This window comes from Candidatus Zixiibacteriota bacterium (assembly GCA_040752595.1).
Lineage (GTDB): Bacteria > Zixibacteria > MSB-5A5 > WJJR01 > WJJR01 > JACQFV01.
Genome location: JBFMGX010000040.1, coordinates 62,723 through 80,367, shown reverse-complemented (window position 1 = coordinate 80,367; position 17,645 = coordinate 62,723). Strand labels below are relative to the sequence as shown.

11 protein-coding genes and 1 tRNA gene are annotated in these 17,645 nt (G+C 62.4%); all 12 read left to right on the top strand.

Translation table 11 applies throughout. The annotated features are described in order from the left end of the window. Positions 1-290 precede the first annotated feature (290 nt). The 12 genes from AB1792_09935 to AB1792_09880 all read left to right on the top strand — a co-directional run bounded on the left by AB1792_09935 (position 291) and on the right by AB1792_09880 (position 17,632). Positions 291-509 (top strand): cold-shock protein, encoded by a 219-nt coding sequence (locus tag AB1792_09935; GenBank protein MEW5702535.1) that lies wholly within the window; start codon positions 291-293, stop codon positions 507-509. 307 nt (positions 510-816) lie between these two features. Continuing rightward, entirely contained in the window at positions 817-3,363 is a 2,547-nt protein-coding gene (gene lon / locus AB1792_09930) for an endopeptidase La (protein ID MEW5702534.1), read from the top strand. A gap of 208 nt (positions 3,364-3,571) precedes the next feature. Next, positions 3,572-5,287, top strand: a complete 1,716-nt coding sequence (locus AB1792_09925) for a metallopeptidase TldD-related protein (protein ID MEW5702533.1) — start codon at positions 3,572-3,574, stop codon at positions 5,285-5,287. Positions 5,288-5,704: 417 nt separating this feature from the next. Then, positions 5,705-7,930 (top strand): M1 family metallopeptidase, encoded by a 2,226-nt coding sequence (locus AB1792_09920; GenBank protein ID MEW5702532.1) that lies wholly within the window; start codon positions 5,705-5,707, stop codon positions 7,928-7,930. A 161-nt stretch (positions 7,931-8,091) separates the two neighbouring features. Continuing rightward, positions 8,092-8,616, top strand: coding sequence for a hypothetical protein (locus AB1792_09915; protein ID MEW5702531.1), 525 nt, complete (start codon positions 8,092-8,094; stop codon positions 8,614-8,616). A 415-nt stretch (positions 8,617-9,031) separates the two neighbouring features. Then, positions 9,032-9,202: a hypothetical protein gene (locus AB1792_09910; GenBank protein MEW5702530.1), complete on the top strand. Its 171-nt coding sequence runs from the start codon at positions 9,032-9,034 to the stop codon at positions 9,200-9,202. Positions 9,203-9,807: 605 nt separating this feature from the next. Then, complete coding sequence (locus tag AB1792_09905) at positions 9,808-12,411, top strand: M28 family peptidase (GenBank protein ID MEW5702529.1); 2,604 nt, start codon at positions 9,808-9,810, stop codon at positions 12,409-12,411. 182 nt (positions 12,412-12,593) lie between these two features. Beyond that, complete coding sequence (corA, locus tag AB1792_09900) at positions 12,594-13,562, top strand: magnesium/cobalt transporter CorA (protein ID MEW5702528.1); 969 nt, start codon at positions 12,594-12,596, stop codon at positions 13,560-13,562. Positions 13,563-13,720: 158 nt separating this feature from the next. Next, entirely contained in the window at positions 13,721-15,349 is a 1,629-nt protein-coding gene (gene bshC, locus AB1792_09895) for a bacillithiol biosynthesis cysteine-adding enzyme BshC (GenBank protein ID MEW5702527.1), read from the top strand. Between the two features lie 144 nt (positions 15,350-15,493). Beyond that, positions 15,494-16,630, top strand: coding sequence for an N-acetyl-alpha-D-glucosaminyl L-malate synthase BshA (gene bshA, locus AB1792_09890; GenBank protein MEW5702526.1), 1,137 nt, complete (start codon positions 15,494-15,496; stop codon positions 16,628-16,630). Positions 16,631-16,699: 69 nt separating this feature from the next. Continuing rightward, positions 16,700-17,422, top strand: coding sequence for a bacillithiol biosynthesis deacetylase BshB1 (gene bshB1 / locus AB1792_09885; protein MEW5702525.1), 723 nt, complete (start codon positions 16,700-16,702; stop codon positions 17,420-17,422). 114 nt (positions 17,423-17,536) lie between these two features. Further along, a tRNA-Sec gene (locus tag AB1792_09880) sits at positions 17,537-17,632 on the top strand. Positions 17,633-17,645: the final 13 nt, after the last annotated feature.

The following is a 17,645-nucleotide window of genomic DNA, read 5'->3' as shown; positions in this document are numbered from 1 at the left end:
ACCAGGTTGTTGGAAGAGTATCGGGAGAAAGTTGAACAGGCGAGGCAGAGAAGGCTTCGTCACAACCGCGCGGAGGCCGGCGTCAGACCATCAACTTTTTTGGCCGAATTTGTCTGACACAGGACATGTGTCCTCTGCTGTAGTCGGACCTTCCAGTCGGTGGGATTACGTTCAGCGGGTGCACCAACGGCACATGAACGGGGGTGACGTGTTTGGCGCGCGTCACAGCGGGCATGTGGAAGTATGTTGACCGGACGGCGACGTCCGGCAGGCGAAAGGTGGTGAATTGTTTGCCCGAAGGAAGTGTGAAGTGGTTTAATGACGCCAAGGGGTATGGTTTCATTACGCAGGATGGAAGCGAAAAGGACATCTTCGTCCATTACACCGCCATCAAGCGTGAGGGATTCAAGACCCTACGGGAGGGAGACCGGGTGGTTTTTGATGTCGTCGATGGCCCCAAGGGGTTGCAGGCGACCAACGTCAACGTGGCACAGCGGGTCCCCGCCTGAGATCTGTTCCTCAGCTTCACCCCCAACAGTCTGCAAGAGGGGTGCGCCGGATTGGGCGCACCCCTCATCCGTTTGTTCTTGAGCTTTCGCCAACACATTGTGAGTCAATGACTTGCACGCCAGATCCCCGGCGCGAGGGCGCGATTTGGCGCATCAAACACGGCCCCGTTTGCGGAAAGCGTAGTAGATCGGGAAGTCTCACACGCCGAATTTGTTTATAGTTGTTGGGGAATGGGCTTGCCGGTCATATGGGAACGCCCGGCAGGCGGATTGCTCGGACGCGGCTTGGCGGAGATTCACAGGCGGTATGGCACCGGACGAGAAAGACAGAACACGAATCACCTCGACGGCAGCTCCTCAGGTGATGGTTGTTCCCTTCCTGCCCTTGCAGGGGGATGTGCCGTTTCCGCTGGCCGTGGTCTCAGTCGTGTTGCGCACCTCCTATGGACTGGAGGTGATCGCGAAGTCCGGCGGGGAGGAGCCGCAATTCTGGGTGGCCTGGACGCCGGCGGAATTCGATCGGCAGCGATTTCGCGATGTACTTCCCTCGTCCGGCGTAGTGTGTCGGCTTCTGTCGGCACGTCCTCTCGGACCCGGCCAATTGCGGGTCGACTTGGAAGGTCTGTTCCGCGCGTCGCTCGATGGTGTTCTCGAGACGCAGCCGCTGGTCCAGGTACAGATCAACACCCAGCCGGAGACCATTGGCGACCCAGCCGCCGCCGCTCAGAAGGTCGACACCTGCCATGACCTCTTGCTGACTCTGGTGGATCAGTCCGGGCAGTACCCGGAGGAACTCGTCCGGGTGGCCGAGTTGGCCCGTGACCGTCCCGACCACTTTGCCGATCGGGTCGGAGCCGCGGTGCACTTCACGCAGGAAGACAAGTGGCGGCTGGCGCAGATGCCGGATGTCCTAGCCCGACTCGATCTGCTGATGGAGCTACTGCGCCATGAAGTGACCGAGGCCGGACTCAAACAGGATCTGACCCGCCGTGTGCGTGTCTCCGTCGAAAACCGTCGCCGTGCCGATGTGTTGCGCGCCGAATTGCTGGCTCTGCGCAAGGAGCTGGAGGTCCTTGAACCGGGCGCCAATGAGCTGGACGAGTTGGCGGAGCGGGTCGGTCGCGCCGGATTGCCTCCCACTGTCGCCCGCCGGGCGCGCAGCGAGCTGGAACGTCTGCGGCTGATCTCCACGGCCTCGGCGGAGTACACGGAGATCCGGAATTACGTCGACTGGCTCCTCCATATCCCGTGGACAGCCACCGCCCACGAGCGCGCCGACATCGAGGAAGTGCGCCGTCTGCTCGATGAGAACTTCTACGGCCAGAAGAAGGCCAAGGACAGGATTTGCGAGTACTTATCCGTGCTGCAGCGCACAGGGCGCCCGGCGCCCACCGTCCTCTGCCTGGTCGGCCCTTCGGGAATCGGCAAGACCGTACTGGCGCGGGGGATTGCCAAGGCCTTGCGCCGTCCTGCCGTGACCCTCAACCTCGGCTTGCTGCGATCCGAAGGCGTGCTGAAGGGAAACCGGCGCACGTTCCCGGGAGCAATGCCGGGGCGCGTGCTCCGACTGTTGCGGGCGGTGGAGGTCACGAATCCCGTCTGCATCCTGGAAGAAGTCGATCGCCTCGGTTCCGACAACGGGCGGCCTGATCTCTCCGCGGTCCTTCTCGAAGCGATCGATCCGGAGAACAACCACGATTTCTGGGACTACTATCTGGAGTTTCCATACGATCTCTCCAAGGTCCTGTACATCGGCACGGCCACCGATCCCGAGAATGTCCCGGAGATGTTGTCCGAACGTTTGGAATTCGTCGACCTGCCGGGGTACCTGCTCGACGAAAAGGTGGAGATCACCTTCAAACACCTGTGGCCGCGCCAACTGGCGCAGCACAATCTCCCGGCCTCGGAGTCCGGACTGACGGTGGCCGCCGTCCTGAAGATCATCCGCGAGTACACGCTGGAGGCCGGGCTCGGGAATCTGAACAAGTCCCTGGAGGTGATCTGCCGCCAGTTGGCGGCGCAACGGGCCGCGGGTCAGCGGGGATTCGCGCGTGTTGGTGTCCAACAGGTCGAGCGGCTGCTGGGAACTCCGGTGTACATCCCGGAGATGGCGGAAACCAAGCCGGAGATCGGCGTGGCGATGGGAGTGGCCTGGACCCAGACCGGCGGCGACATCATGCTGATCGAGGCGCTCAAGATGCGCGGCTCGGGCACGGTCATTTCAACCGGCTCGCTCGGCGAAGTGATGCGCGAGTCGATTCAGGCGGCGCACTCCTATGTCCGTTCCCGCGCCGATTGGCTGGGGATCCCGCATGCGGACTTCACCAACTACGACATCCACGTGCACTTTCCCTCGGGAGCGATTCCCAAGGATGGGCCGTCAGCCGGAATCACCGTATCGGTCGTGATCGCGTCGGTGATGTCGGAGCGGCCGGTGCGCAATGATTTCGCGATGACCGGCGAGGTCTCGCTGCGCGGCAAGGTGCTGCCCGTGGGCGGAATCAAGGAGAAGGTCGCCGCGGCCCACCGAGTCGGCATTCACAAGATCATCGTCCCGAAGCAGAACGTGAAGGACCTGCAGGATGTCCCGCGACGGATCGCCAAAGAGATGACCTACATCCCGGTCGAGACCGTGGACGAGGTTTTTTCGGCGGTTCTGCTCGACTTCGACCCGGCGCGCGCCAGTCTGGAGAAACTTCTGCGCATGGAAATGGTTAGAAGGCAGATGGCGCGGCGGCCGAAATCGAAGACGCGGTCCCGCAAGCCGGCCAAGGCGCGCGAACGGGGGGGGGCGAAGGTCCGGACCAAGCCACGGACGGGACGGAGGCGCAGTCGGCGTGAGGCCGGACGATGAACGACGGCAGACTTCCATGGCAATCGGGGCGGCTGTCATGCGACTGATAGAGAAGCGTGTTGAGGGGCCGCTTTTCCAGACAAGCCGGCACTGATGATGCGCGCCACCCGCCCCCGGGTGGCGCATGTCTCAGCGGTCTACGCCACGCGAGGGCGCGTGACGTGCACTATTCTCGGCGAACCAGTGTCTCGTGAGAGAGAGGTATCTCTTGTTCGGACTCCGCAGTCGTCTTGTCCTGGCACTGTGTGCGACCCTGACCGCGGTGGCACACACCGCCGCCGCCGAACCTGATCCCATCCTGCAGGCGCTGACCAGCGAGATGTCCCGTTCCGTCGCCCGGTTGAAGTTGGACGATTTCGAGGCGCCCTACTTCATCTCCTACCGTCTCACTGATCTGCGCAGCGTCTCGGCGCACGCCGAGTATGGCGCCCTGACGAATTCCGGCGGCGAACGGTACCGCGCTTTGGCGGTCGACGTGCGTGTCGGCTCCTACCAAGACGACAACACGTCGGACGACGAGGCGTTCTACTTTGACCCCCGCGATGACGACGCGTATGCCTATTCGCGTCGCTACGCGCCGATCGACAATGACACGACCGCCCTGCGGCAGGATCTCTGGCTGCTGACCGACTACCGTTACAAGCAGGCGTTGGAGCAGTTCATCGGCGAACGGGGACGCAAGATCCAGAAGGTCGACAAGCCGGATCGTCCCGATGACTTCTCGCCGTCGGCGCCCATCGTCGAACTCGAGCCGATCGATACCTTGGCGGTCAACCGTGCCCGTTGGGAGGGGGTTATCCGGGCGATTTCTTCACGCTTTCGCCGGGAGCCGAGAATCTACGACTCAGACCTCGACTTCATGGGCGTGGCCCAGACACGGTACTTGGTGACCTCGGAGCAGACGCGTGAGCGGATGAGCAGCCATAACTACTCAGTCTCGATCTCCGCCAAAGCGCGCGCCGACGACGGCATGCCGCTGACGCTGGAGCGCGTATTCAAGGCCCACCATCTGAACGCGCTCCCTGATTCGGCGCGATTGTCCGTGGCCGCCGATTCCCTGATCGATCTGCTCTTGGCTCTGCGTGAGGCGCCGGTCATGGAACCGTACACCGGCCCGGCGATCATCCGTCACGGCGCCTCCGGCGTCTTCTTTCATGAAGCGCTCGGTCACCGGCTTGAGGGGCACCGGACCAGGCGCGAGGCCGAGGGACACACGTTCAAAGACAAGATCGGACTCCGCGTGATTCCCGACTTCCTCACAGTCACTGACGATCCGGCCGTCACAGACTTCCAGGGAACCGGGCTCTATGGTGCGTACCGATTCGATGATGAGGGGATTCCCGCGGCGCGCACGCTCCTGATCGAAAAGGGCATTCTCAGGAGTTTCCTGACCGGCCGTACCCCTGTCAAGGGCGTGACGGGATCAAACGGCCACGGGCGGGCCGATGCCTGGAGCCAGCCGGTGAGTCGCATGGGGAACCTGTTCGTAACCGTAGACCAGCCGGCGACCTACGCGGATCTGAAGGCCAGACTGATTGAGGCGTGTCGGGCGGCGGGGAAGGAGTTCGGCCTGATCTTCGAAGACATCGCCTCGGGTGAGACGAACACCTCGTCCTATGGCGTCCAGACACTCAGGGTGCGGCCGCGTGTCGTGAGGAAGGTCTACGTGAACGATGGTCATGAGGAACTCGTTCGCGGCGTGGAGTTGATCGGGACTCCGCTGGCCGTCTTGGAGAGCATCAAGGCCGGGGCGGATGACCCGGCAGTATTCAACGGCGTCTGCGGCGCCGAATCGGGATGGGTGCCGGTTTCGGCGATTGCCCCCAGCGTCCTCGTCGGTGAAATCGAGGTGCAGAAGGCCGATCGCAATCTCAAGCGCGGCCCGATCCTGCCGCCGCCGCTGCATGATCCCAAATGGAAGTGATCGTTTGTGCCTAATTGTCATCCCGAGCACGCCCATGGCGGACCAGGGATCTGCTGTTTTCCCCATGAAATGAGAGCAGATTCCTCGCCCCGCCACAGAGCGGCGGGACTCGGAATGACAGTGATTGCTTTTCTTCAGCAACCTGCTAAAATCGGGTTGATTGCCCCCAAGGTGTGCGGTCGGGTGTGGGGACCCGGCGCCACAGGTCTACGGAATGGCACGTCGGGTAGTGAAACCGATTCTATATCCCAGGACTTCTTGTCTCAGTACCAGCAGGCGCGTTTGTGCGTGCCACCGGGCTTGACAAAATCGGTTTTCTACGTATATTCATCACTTGGGGGCGTTGCGGTGTTGCCCGTCAAGCTGTAGACCGTTCCTCACGCGGTTTCGACAACCAGGTGTACTGCGAGGTGTCTTGTGATTGACCGCCTGCGGCTCTGCGCCAGCGTTCTGGGATTGTTGTTCTGTTGTCTCATGGGGGATGCGGCCGATGCCCAGATGCCGGCGAGCGCGACCGAGTTTTCACCGACAGAGATTCACCGGATCGAGGCCGCCGGCAAGATACGAGCGGTCGAGCGGGAACGGGCCCTGCCGCGTCCCGCGGTCGTGCTCGATCAGGCCGGGTTCGATGCGACCTACTACGATCTGGACCTGTCCATCGATGAAATCGCACAGACGATCAGCTCGCGTGTCACCATGTACGCCCGCGCCCGGGTCGCGAGTTTCAACGCCCCCACACTCAACCTGACCAGCAGTCTGACCGTTGATTCCGTTCGCACATTCGGTCGCCCCGTGACCTGGAGTCATGTGAGCGGCTTTCTGTATGTCACCCTCGATTCGCTGTACGCCGTGGGCGAAGAGTTTGAAGTCACCGTCTATTACCATGGCCACCCTCCGACCGGGGGATTTCAGGGATTCGCGTTTGGCACGCATTCCGGCTGGCCGATCATCTCGACGCTCTCCGAGCCGTACCTGGCGCAGTCCTGGTGGCCTTGCAAGGACACGCCGTCCGACAAGGCTGATTCGACCGATGTCCGCATGCGGGTCAATGATGCGCTCTACGGCGTCTCCAATGGTATCCTGCGCGACTCGGTCAACAACGGCGATGGCACCATCACGTATTGGTGGCACGAATCGTACCCCATCACGACATATCTCGTCTCGCTGGCGATCACGAACTATGCCCGGTTCGACCATTGGTACCACCATGGCCCCGGCGGGGTCGATTCGATGCCGGTGCGATTCTATTCATATCCCGAACTCCTGACCGATGCCCAGAACTTCTGGCCCGTCTCGGTCACCCAGATCGGTGTCCTGGCGGATAAGTTCGGCGAGTATCCGTTCCTCAACGAGAAGTATGGCATCGCCCATTTCACCTGGGGCGGCGCCATGGAACACCAGACCGTCTCTTCTCACACGAGTGGTGGCTTCGGCTTCGGGCAGTACTTGATCGTCCACGAACTGTCCCATCAATGGTGGGGCGACATGATCACCTGCCGGGACTGGCATCACATCTGGCTCAATGAGGGATTCGCCTCCTACTGCGAGGCGGTGTGGGCCGAGTATCTCGGCGGCACGGCGTCGTACCGCAACTACATGAGCAGCATGAACTACTTCAGCGGCGGACGGATCTACATCGATGACACGACCAACATCAACAACATCTTCAGCACCCGCGTGTACGACAAGGGGGCCTGGGTCCTCCACATGCTGCGCGGGATCGTGGGTGACTCGGTCTTCTTTCAGATCATGCGGACGTATTACAGCGATCCCGATCACCAGTACAAAGACGCGGTCACCGAGGAGTTCCGGGACATTGCCGAGGCGGTGTCCGGCTTCGATTTGCATGAGTTCTTCGCCGATTGGATCTACGGCTACTACTACCCGAAGTACTACGTCTCCTGGTTTTCCGAAGCGGGACTGACGGGGTGGCAGGTATATGTTCATTTGCGTCAGGGACAGACGACAGAGCCTGCCGTGTTTGACATGCCGGTGGAGCTGCGGCTTTACGATGCCCTCGACGCGGATACGCTCCGGGTCTGGAACACGGCGCGGGACCAGGACTATCAGTTCACGACGGCGTTCCTGCCGACGAATCTCAAGGTTGATCCCAACAACTGGATTCTCGATACCGCCTTTACCGAATCATACGGGGTGCGGATTCTGACGGATTCGCTTGTGACGGGTTCGCAATATCTGCCCCATCACGACTCCGTGTTTGCCAAGGGTTCGGCCGCGGGGGAATACGGGTACACCATTCAAAGCGGCATCTGGCCGACCGGATTGACGTTGGACACGACCACCGGCGCCATCAACGGCGTCCCTCTGGACTCGGGGATCTTCAATGTTACGATTCGCGCCTGGGGCAAGGTCGGCGGAGGCGCCGTGTACACCAACCGGGCGTTCACGCTGTGGATTGCGGGTGCCCCGTACATGCCGGGGGACCAGAACGCCGACCGGATGCTCGACATCCAGGATGTCGTGCAGTTGATCGATTTCGTGTTCCGGGGCGCGTCGGCCCCATCGCCGCCGGATGCGGCTGACACTAACAGCGACTGCGTCGCCGACCTGCGGGATGTCGTCCATCTGATCGATCACGTGTTCCGCGGCGGCGTCCTACCGGGCTTTGGCTGCCTACCATAGCTGCACACTGTACTGACGGTCTGTTCGCGCCCGATCCGCCATGCGCAGATCGGGCGCGAATCGTCTTGCCGGTGGTCCGGAGTGGGGGTATGTTCGCGCCACGGGGTGCCGGTTGTCTGACCGGTGGAGGGGAGAGCAGTTCCGAGACGCGGGGGAGAGCAATGCGGGCACGTGACATCCTCGTTCTGGGGTTGTTGGTGCTGCTGGTTGTGGCGCTGACAATCGTGGAGAAGTACGGTGAGCACCGCCGTGATGATCAAAGGCGGCAGGAGGCGGCGATCGAACGCCTGCAATGGGAGAACCGCATCAGCGACGCCCTCGACAGTCGCTGGAAGGAACTATCGGCCGGGCTGCGGCGGAGTCTTGACTCGTTGGCCCGAGCGACGGTCGCCGCCGGCGTCAACGCCGACTCACTCGTCGCTGTCCTTGGTGATACTCCGGTCAGGGACTCGGCCCCGGCGACGGCCCGGGGATCTGTCTCGTCCAGGGCGATGATCGCCTCGCGCCCCGACACGCTCGCGAGCACCGTCGCCCGCGAATACCGGGCCGCTCTGGCGAGTCTTCCCACCGACCTGAACTCGTACGAACGGCGGGTGGCCGCAAACGAAGTGGGGGCCCTCATCCGGGCGAAATTCGGGCTCACCGTGCCGGGGCTTGACTCGGTGCTGTCCCAACTCCCGGAGTGACCGCGCAGGTACGTCGCCAAGCGTGGGGCGTCTGGGCCTCGTCGTCGGCTTTTCCCCCTACAATTGGTTTCACAACCTCGTTCCTGTGCGGTCGGGTGCCGTTCAGGGTGAATCCTTCAGGATGAACCCACACCCGACCGCAGCGCCGGGTGGGGGGGGCTGGCGCCACGACGTGTTCTGACCATCCATCTCGGTTGTGAAACCGATTCTAACAGGATCATCTCGCGCTGCGTAGTGTCTGTGGGACACAGCCGGGGGCACCGATCCCTCACCGCCATTCTGTCGGGTCCCGGTCCCGCCCATATCCCCGCTTGTCAGCTCGGCTCCTCCCGCAACGGGCTTGCACGTGTTTTGTGTGTGGCGTCTTTCAGCCGCCCCTCTCCGCAGAGACGGATGTCATCACCGGAGGTGTTGGATGCCCAAGCGCAAGATCGTCCCGTATGTCCGTGAGCGGGAGAAGGAATGCTGGAACCTGTATGGATTGCAGGGGCTGGCCACGGAGCGGTTCGCACGCGTGGTCGACAGGATCCTGGAAGGACGTTACCTTGTGTTCCGTCCCACGACGCCGCCCCGAATTACGATCTGACGTCGCCTCCCGGCGGCCGTAGTCGCGATCCGGTGGGCGAGGCAGCTCCAACAGTGGAGCAAGTCACGCCCTCCCACGAATGACCGTGGCAGACAGGGACGTCTGGCCCACGGAACAACTCCCTTCAGACCCCTCCGTTTCTACGATGCGGCTCCGAGCGAGGCAGCGTGCCCGAAGTGCTGTGACCGCCTTCGGAAGGGCCATCCTGCGCCTGTTCCAGATTCCTCGCGTGTCATCGGGTTGCTTTTCACGGGAATATCGTCCGGCCCAATCGGTAGAAATCGTGGGATGCGGCCCCGTGGATCAGACCGGGATTGTGTTATGTTGTGGTCCGCAGGCCGGAGTCTTGAGTCAGACTCGGTCTATCGGGGAGAGGGCGTGAGAGAATGATCCGTAAGCCGCTGTGTCGATGTCAGTGCGATTTCCCCAGTCGGCCGGCCAAGCCTCCTCTCGTGGTCCTGTTCCCTGCTTCCGTCCTTCTTCGCAATCTCTGGCTGAGACCCGGCAGTACCACCGGAGTGATCCCCATCCTTGCTGCTGCGCTCGTCGTCGCCCCGTCTATCTTCGGGATCTCCGTGGCGCGGGACAGACCGGGATCTGGCCCCGTGTCGCTGATCGAACTTGATCTCTCCAGGCCGGACGACTTCGACGGCGCCGTTGCCCTGGGTCTTCATCCCGTGCAGCGCCGGGGAAACCGGTTTCTGATTGCCGCCGACGCGGCGGACCTTGCCGGAATCCACCGCGCCCAACTCCCGTATCGATTCGCCGGGGACTCGCTCACGCCGGCTTTTCCCTTCGCCAGCAGCGATGAGGACACGGCCCTCGATGCCCGGGAGATTCCGCTCACCTACTGTCAGCCGCTCTCGTGGGCATCGCTCGCCGGCGTCAGCGACGATCCGGCGATCGACACCATTCTCCGCCGGATCTCGTTGGATTCACTTGTGACCTATGCGACACGGCTCGAGGCGCTTCAGACGCGGTTCACGTTCACCGACTCCAACGCCGTGGCACGGGACTACCTCGCGGCGAAATTCCGGTCATTCGGATACGGCGATGTCCATCACCCTGAGTTCTTCACGTCTGATCGCGACTACTACCCCCGGGGCGGGAATGCGTACAACGTCGTTTGCACAAAGCCGGGAACGGTCGAATCCGACGAGGTCGTTGTCATCGGAGCGCACTACGACTCCCGTGTGGTGGATGGCACGGACAACTTCATCCTGGCTCCCGGTGGCGACCGCAACGCATCGGGTGTCGCCGCGCTCTTGGAATTGGCGTGGGCGCTCCATGGGATTCCTACGCGCAAGCGCATCATGTTCGTCGCCTTCGGCGCCGGGGAGCAGGGGTTTGTCGGCGCTCGTGAGGTCGCCTTCGGGTTGTACGACAACACGAATTTGTCGGTCGAACTGATGATCAACCTGGATGGACTGGCGTTCACGAGCGATGCCCATCCGGATCTGACGATCAATTCCTTTGAGACGTCATATGCCTATGCCCGTCTCGCGGCACAAATGACGCTGGAGCATACCTGGCTTAAGCCCCGTGTTCGCGAGAACACGCGCTCCTCCGACTGGGAGCCGTTCAACGCCATGGGGTACCACTGGGTCGACATCATCGAGGGAGACTACAACCCGGCCCAGAACACGGCACAGGACAGCGTTCGGTTCCTCAATCCCCCCTACTGGACAGAAATGACCAAGTTGGCTGCGCTCACGGCCTATGTCGTAGCGGCGACTCCATCGGCCGTCGATTCTCTTCGTCTTCGCGATGTCGGCGATGGAACGTCTCTGGAGGCCCGCTGGGCGCCTCTTCCGGGTGCGGACATCGTCGGGTACCGTGTCTATGCCGGCACGGAGAGTGGAGGGCTCAAGTTCGCTGGTGAGATCAGCGGCGCTGGGACGGTGCGGACGATCATCGGCGGGCTGACCGAAGGCCAGATGTACTATGTCAGTGTCACCGGCGTCACGGATGAGGGGCGGGAATCATCCGTGCTGCCCGAAGACTCCCTCACTCCCCAGCGCTTGCCGCGCGTCCCGGTCGGATTTCGGGCCCGCGCGGCGTTTCGCAGCATCAACGTGTCTTGGGCCGATCCGATCGAGCTCGACATCGATCACTATGTGATCTATCGGGGGACCGACTCCCTCTTCCTGTCGATTCTGGAGTCGAACTGGCCGCCGACTCCGTACACCGATGGGCGGATCGAAGATCGGGTCCGGTATTATTACCGGGCCGAAGCCGTGGACCGCGAAGGGAATCGCAGCCCGATGACACCATTGACCTCGGCGCGCGGGGCCACGTTCGACGAGGGCATACTCGTCGTCAACATGACCACAGGCACTCCCGGCGATCCCGTTGTCGAGGAGCAGGAGGCGTTTTACGACAGTATCCTGGCATCCTACGTGCACACGTACTTGCGCCCCGCGAGTCTCTCCCAGGGCGTGGACCGTTCCGAGATCGGGCAATTCCGGACGCTGATCTGGGTCGACGACGATGCCGTTCACCGACAGCTACCACCCGACTATTGGGACAACCTGATTTGGTATCTCTCGTATGGGAATTCCCTCATCGTGGCGGGTTGGCGGACGGTGGAGGATCTTACGACCTGCCGGAGCGGTTGTGAGTTGAAGGCCGGCGATTTCCTCTATGATTATCTGAATGTCACCGGCGTCTACCAGATGACCCCCATTGATTGTCTCGGCGGGATCGGGGTGGAGGGCTTCCCGAGTGTAGTCTTCGACACGGCGAGAGTCCCCGCCGCCTGGGAGGGCCGCATGGGATTCCTCTGGGGATTCAAGGGGGGACCGGATGCCACGATCATGCTGGCCTACAATTCCGCCAGCGGCGACTCCGCGCGGCAGTTCAATCCCGTGGGGATGCGTCGCGACACGGGCAAGAACAAGGTCGCCGTCGTGAGTTTGCCCTTGTACTTCCTGCGCGAGCCTGACGCCGCGGCTCTGACGGACACCCTCCTGAGGTGGTTCGGCGTCGGCAGCTTTCTCCCCGGCGATCTGAATCACGACCGGGCGATCAACGTCTCGGACATCAATCGTATGGTGCAGGCCGTCTATGGCCGGTTCGTCCCCATCGGTGGGTACGCGCAGATCGACTTCAACGGCGACTGCCATCTCGACATTCTCGACATCCTGATGTTGATCCACCACGTGTTCTACTATCCGACCCGGCCCCTGCTGACCGGGTGTGCCGACTGAGTATCGCCGGGCCGCCTCCCGGCCGGTGGTGGCATGTTCGGTCGCGGTCAGCCGGACCGCTCCTTCCACCAACCTGCCCTCGTCGGATGTGCGAGACAATTCCGATTGCCGTGAAGCCAGAAGAGGCAGTATCATCCGTGGTTTCCGTTCCCGCTGCGCACTGAGCCGGGGAGGCGGACCCGATGATTGTCACGCACACATACCAGCCCGACCGTGGCATTGTTCGCACCGAGGGGCTGCTCGCCTTCGACGAGTTGTTGCGGGTGCCCAACCAGGTGTTCTGGGTCGACTTCTCCAATCCCACCGACGCAGAATCGTACGTGCTCACCGCCGATTTCGGCTTTCACCCACTGGCCATTGAGGACGTGATCGCCGAGCTCCCCGGGCCCAAAGTCGACGATTATGGTCAGTATCTGTTCGTGGTTTTCAAGATCGCCGACTATCCGAACGTCGCCGATGGACTCGCGACCCGCGAGGTCGACATCTTTCTCTTGCGATCCGGCGTGGTGACGATTCACTATGATCCGATCCGTCCCCTCGAAGCCGTGGCGCGACGCTGTCAGAATGACGATCGGCTGATGTCGCGCGGCGCCGATTTCCTGTTTCACGCGGTGCTGGATCACCTGGTCGACCACTATGACAGCACGCTGGAGCGGATGGAGGATGAAGTCGATCTGGCGGAAGACGAGGTCTTTGCCGCGCCGGGCAGGGACGTCACAAAGCACATCTTCTCCCTGAAGCGCGACCTGGCGCATTTGAAGCGGATCGCAACGCCGCAGCGGGAGATTCTGAATCGGTTTGCCCGCGACCAGTTCCCGTTGATCGGCGCGCAGGCACGGCTGTACTTCCGGGATGCGTTCGATCACATGCAACGCGTCAACGATCTGGCGGACTCGCTGCGTGACACCTTGAATTCGGTCCTCGAGGTGCATTTCTCGGCGGTGCAGAAGAACACGAACGACACGATCAAGATCCTGACCATCATCGCCACGGTCTTCCTGCCGATGTATTTCCTCACCGGCGTGTACGGGATGAACTTCGTGCACTTCCCCGAGATCAAATGGCGACACGGGTATCTCTTCTTCTGGGGTCTGTGCGCCGTCCTCGTGACCGGCATGCTGTGGCTGTTCCGTCGCCGGAAATGGCTGTGACTATTCCCCGGAAGTCCATATCCAGACGGTGCCGTCCGGTTCAACGCCTGCGGGATATTGTCGAATCCCGAGGCGAATCAGTCCAAGCGCCACATGACTGAATTGCGTAGACTGTGGATGGCCGGACGCTCCCGCAGATCGTCCCCGGGCCCCATGCGATGATCCCGTCTACCATTCACACCGGCAGGATCCCCGGTCGGGCCCGGCTCTATCTCGACGTTCTCTATGACCCGGACCGGACCGGCGCTTTCTACCTCTGGCCGCACGCGACGCTCGGCGCCTTCCAGTGCTGCGCCCGGCGCCTCGATCACCCCGTTGTAGGGCGCCGCGTGGCGGCGGCGATGTTGGTGCGCCAGAACGGTGAATTCGGCGCGCCCCCGGCGGCGATCGCCGCGGCACAGGAACTGGCCGGGGAACGGGCCGTGGTCATCTTCACCGGCCAGCAGGCCGGCTTGTTTGGCGGTCCGCTGTACACCATCTACAAGTCGATCACGCTCCTGAGCTGGGCGGCGCGGTTGCGCGAGATGCTTGACCGACCGGTCATTCCGATCTTCTGGATCGCCGCTGACGATCACGACTTCGAGGAGATTCGCTGGGCCGGCCTCCCGGATACTCAGAATCAGGTTCGTCGGCTTGTCCTGAAACCCGATCACATCGCGCCGCGAGCGCCGGCCGCCCAGGTGCATCTGGGAAGTGAGATCGCGTCGGTCCTTGCCGAATTGCACGACGCCCAATTGAAGACGGAATTCTCAGACGTGATCGAGGCGGCGTTGCGGGACGACTATGCTCCCGGGCGCACGATGGTCCAGGCCTTCGGACGCTGGATGACCCGTATTCTGGGGCCGCACGGACTGGTCCTCTTCAATCCGGCCGATGCCGAGGCCAAGGCGCTGGCGGCGCCGCTCGTGGCCGAGGAGATCGATGGGCACGCACTCACGGCGGCAGCATTGTCGGAGAACGGTCAGCGACTCGAAGAGTCGGGGTACCATCGGCAAGTCTCTCATCCGGAAGGGCACACGCACCTGTTTCACATCCGCAATGGCCGCCACGCCATCCGTGCCGACTCCAATGGCCTGTGGACTGATCCCGAGAGGAAGCCGCACGATGTCGCGGTCTGGCAGCAGCGGTTGCATGAAGATCCGTCGTCCTTTTCCCCCGGAGTCCTGTTGCGCCCTGTCGTGCAATCGTACCTGTTCCCGGTGGTTGCCGCCGTCTGTGGACCGTCGGAGATCGCCTATTGGGCGCAATCGCGGTCCCTGTTCGACCGATTCGGCGTGACCATGCCGGTCGTGCTGCCGCGCTCGTCGGCGACCGTGATCGAGCAGAAGATCAGAAGCGCCGTGAATGGGCTCGGGCACGAGATCCCCGAGTTCTTTGGCGACATTGAGGCGCTGATCAACCGCCACTTCGAGCGTTCGTTCCCGTCCGGTCTGGCCGGTCGTTTCGCGGCGGAGAAGAAACAGTGGGAGGAGCGCCTGGCGCAGTTGAAGGAGAGCGTCGTGGCCTTCGAGCCGACCCTCGACAAGACCTTCGAAGTCGATGCCGGTAGGATCGCATCCTCGTGGGATCACCTCGAAAAGAAGGTCTTCCAGGCCCACAAGCGTAAGGGGGAGGAGATCCGCGCCAAATTCTACAAGCTGGCCGCGCATCTCTATCCCGAGGGCCGGCCCCAGGAGCGCGTGTTCAACATCACGTATTATCTCAACAAGTACGGATTCGACTTCCTGTCGAGCGTGCGCCGGCAACTGGCGATCGGGACTCACGATCATCAGCTCATTGAGCCGTGATCGGTTGGCATGAGGTCGTCTGTGGAATGAATCGATACGGCGATCCCCTCACCCGATCCGTCCGCCGGACGGATCGACCTCTCCCGGAGGGAGAGGTTATTCTCCACTCGCCTTCCTCTTGTTGCTGGAGCTGATTCAAGTGCCATGCCGACTACCCCGTTGAAGATCGGCATCACCTGCTACCCGGTTCCGGGCGGATCGGGGATTCTCGCCACTGAGCTGGGGGCGCACTTGGCGATGCGCGGGCATGAGGTCCACTTTATCAGTCATGCGCTGCCGTACCGTCTCGACCGCTTCGACGTCGACTTGTACTTCCACGAAGTGGAGACGCCGACCTACCCGCTGTTCAAGTACCCGCCGTTCACGCTGTCCCTGGCGTCGAAGATGATCGAGGTGGCGCAGCAGCGTCAATTGGACATTCTGCACGCACATTACGCGATTCCCCTGGCGATTGCGGCCTACCTGGCGCAGCAATCGCTCGGCCCGGCCGGGCCGCGCACGGTGTGCACGTTGCATGGGACCGACATCACACTGGTCGGATCGGACCGCTCGTTCTTCGAGATCACGCGCTTCTCGATTGACGCGGTCAATGGCGTCACCGCGGTCTCGGAGTTCCTCAAGAACAAGACGATCAGCGTCTTCGGGACCCGCCGCCCGATCGAGGTCATCCGCAATTTCGTCGACACGACCCGGTTCCATCCGCGTCCCGCCGGGGAATGCCGCGCCCGCTTCGCGAAGGGGGAGGAGAAGGTGGTGGCGCACCTCTCCAACTTCCGCCCGGTGAAGAACGTGATCGGCGTGGTGCAGATGTTCGCGCGGCTCCGGCGGCGGCTTCCGGCACGCCTGCTGATGATCGGCGATGGGCCACAGACCGCAGAAGCGTTTGCCCTGGCGAGATCGCTGGGAGTCGCCGATTCCGTCGATTTCCTCGGCAACCGTGAAGACGTCGATCAGATTCTCTGCGCGGCCGATGTGTTTCTGCTGCCGTCGCACTATGAGGCTTTCGGTCTCGCGGCGCTGGAAGCGATGGCCTGCGGCGTGCCCGTGGTGGCCTCGCGCGTCGGGGGAGTTCCCGAGTTGGTGGAGGAGGGTGTCAACGGGCTTCTGGTGGGACCGGATGAGTACGACGAAGGCGGAGAGCGGTTGTATCAGATCCTGACCGATCCACCGCTGGCGGCACGTTTGCGCGAGGCGGGATTGGCGGCGGTCCGGGAGAAGTTTACAGCGGAAGCGGTTGTCCCTTTGTATGAGGATTTCTACAGGCGGGTATTGGGTTTGTAGGGTGGGCTCCGCCCACCTCTATATGCGTCGGGAACGGCGGGCAAGGTCCGCCCTACACATCGGAGTTCGATGAACGAGACAACGACGGTGGATGCTCTGGCGCTGGCTGCGCATCGTGATGACGTCGAGATCACGTGCGGCGGACTGCTCATCAAGTTTGCCGATCTCGGCTACAAGACAGGGATTGTCGATTTCACCGCCGGAGAGATGGGCACGCGCGGCAGTGCTGCCGAACGTGAGGCCGAAGCATACGCCGCCGCGAAGATCATGAATCTGACGCATCGGGAGAACCTGAATCTCCCCGATGCCAGACTTGAGAACACACTGGAGAACCGCCTGGCGGTTGCGGCGATCATCCGACGCTTGCGACCCGCCCTGGTCATCCTTCCGCATTGGCGGCAGCGCCATCCCGATCACCGGGTCGCCGGTGAGATGGCGTACGATGCCTGCTTCCTGGCTGGTCTGAAGAAGCTCGATCTGAAAGGGCAGCCGCATCGGCCGCGCAAGATTCTCTACACCGCCTTTCTCAGGCAGCCGCCGTATTCCTTCCTGGTCGACGTCTCGGCGCAGTTCGAGCGCAAGCTCGCCGCGGTCCGGGCCTATGCATCGCAGTTCGGGACAGCGGAGGCGGCACGGTCGATTTATGAGCCCGGCGTCGACATCTTCGAGTTGATGGACGTGGACGCACGGCAGTTGGGACGGATGATCCGCAGGCGTCATGCGGAGGCGTACGCGATCAAGGAGGCGGTTGAGATCGACGATCCGCTCAAGATGACGGTGCCGTCGATTTAGGCGCTCTAGCGGGGCATTGGTAGGGGCGCACGGCCGTGCGCCCCTACGCGTGCAACAAGGAATGACCCTTGAAATGCAGCAGCGCGACGGTTTACGAACAGTTATTTTAGGGCCGGAAGAGGATTCGGTCTGGTGGCCGGCGCGGACTTCAAATCCGTAGGCGGTCGGCCTCGGGTCGGCCGCGGTGGGTTCGATTCCCACCCCTTCCGCTTGTTTTCTCGAT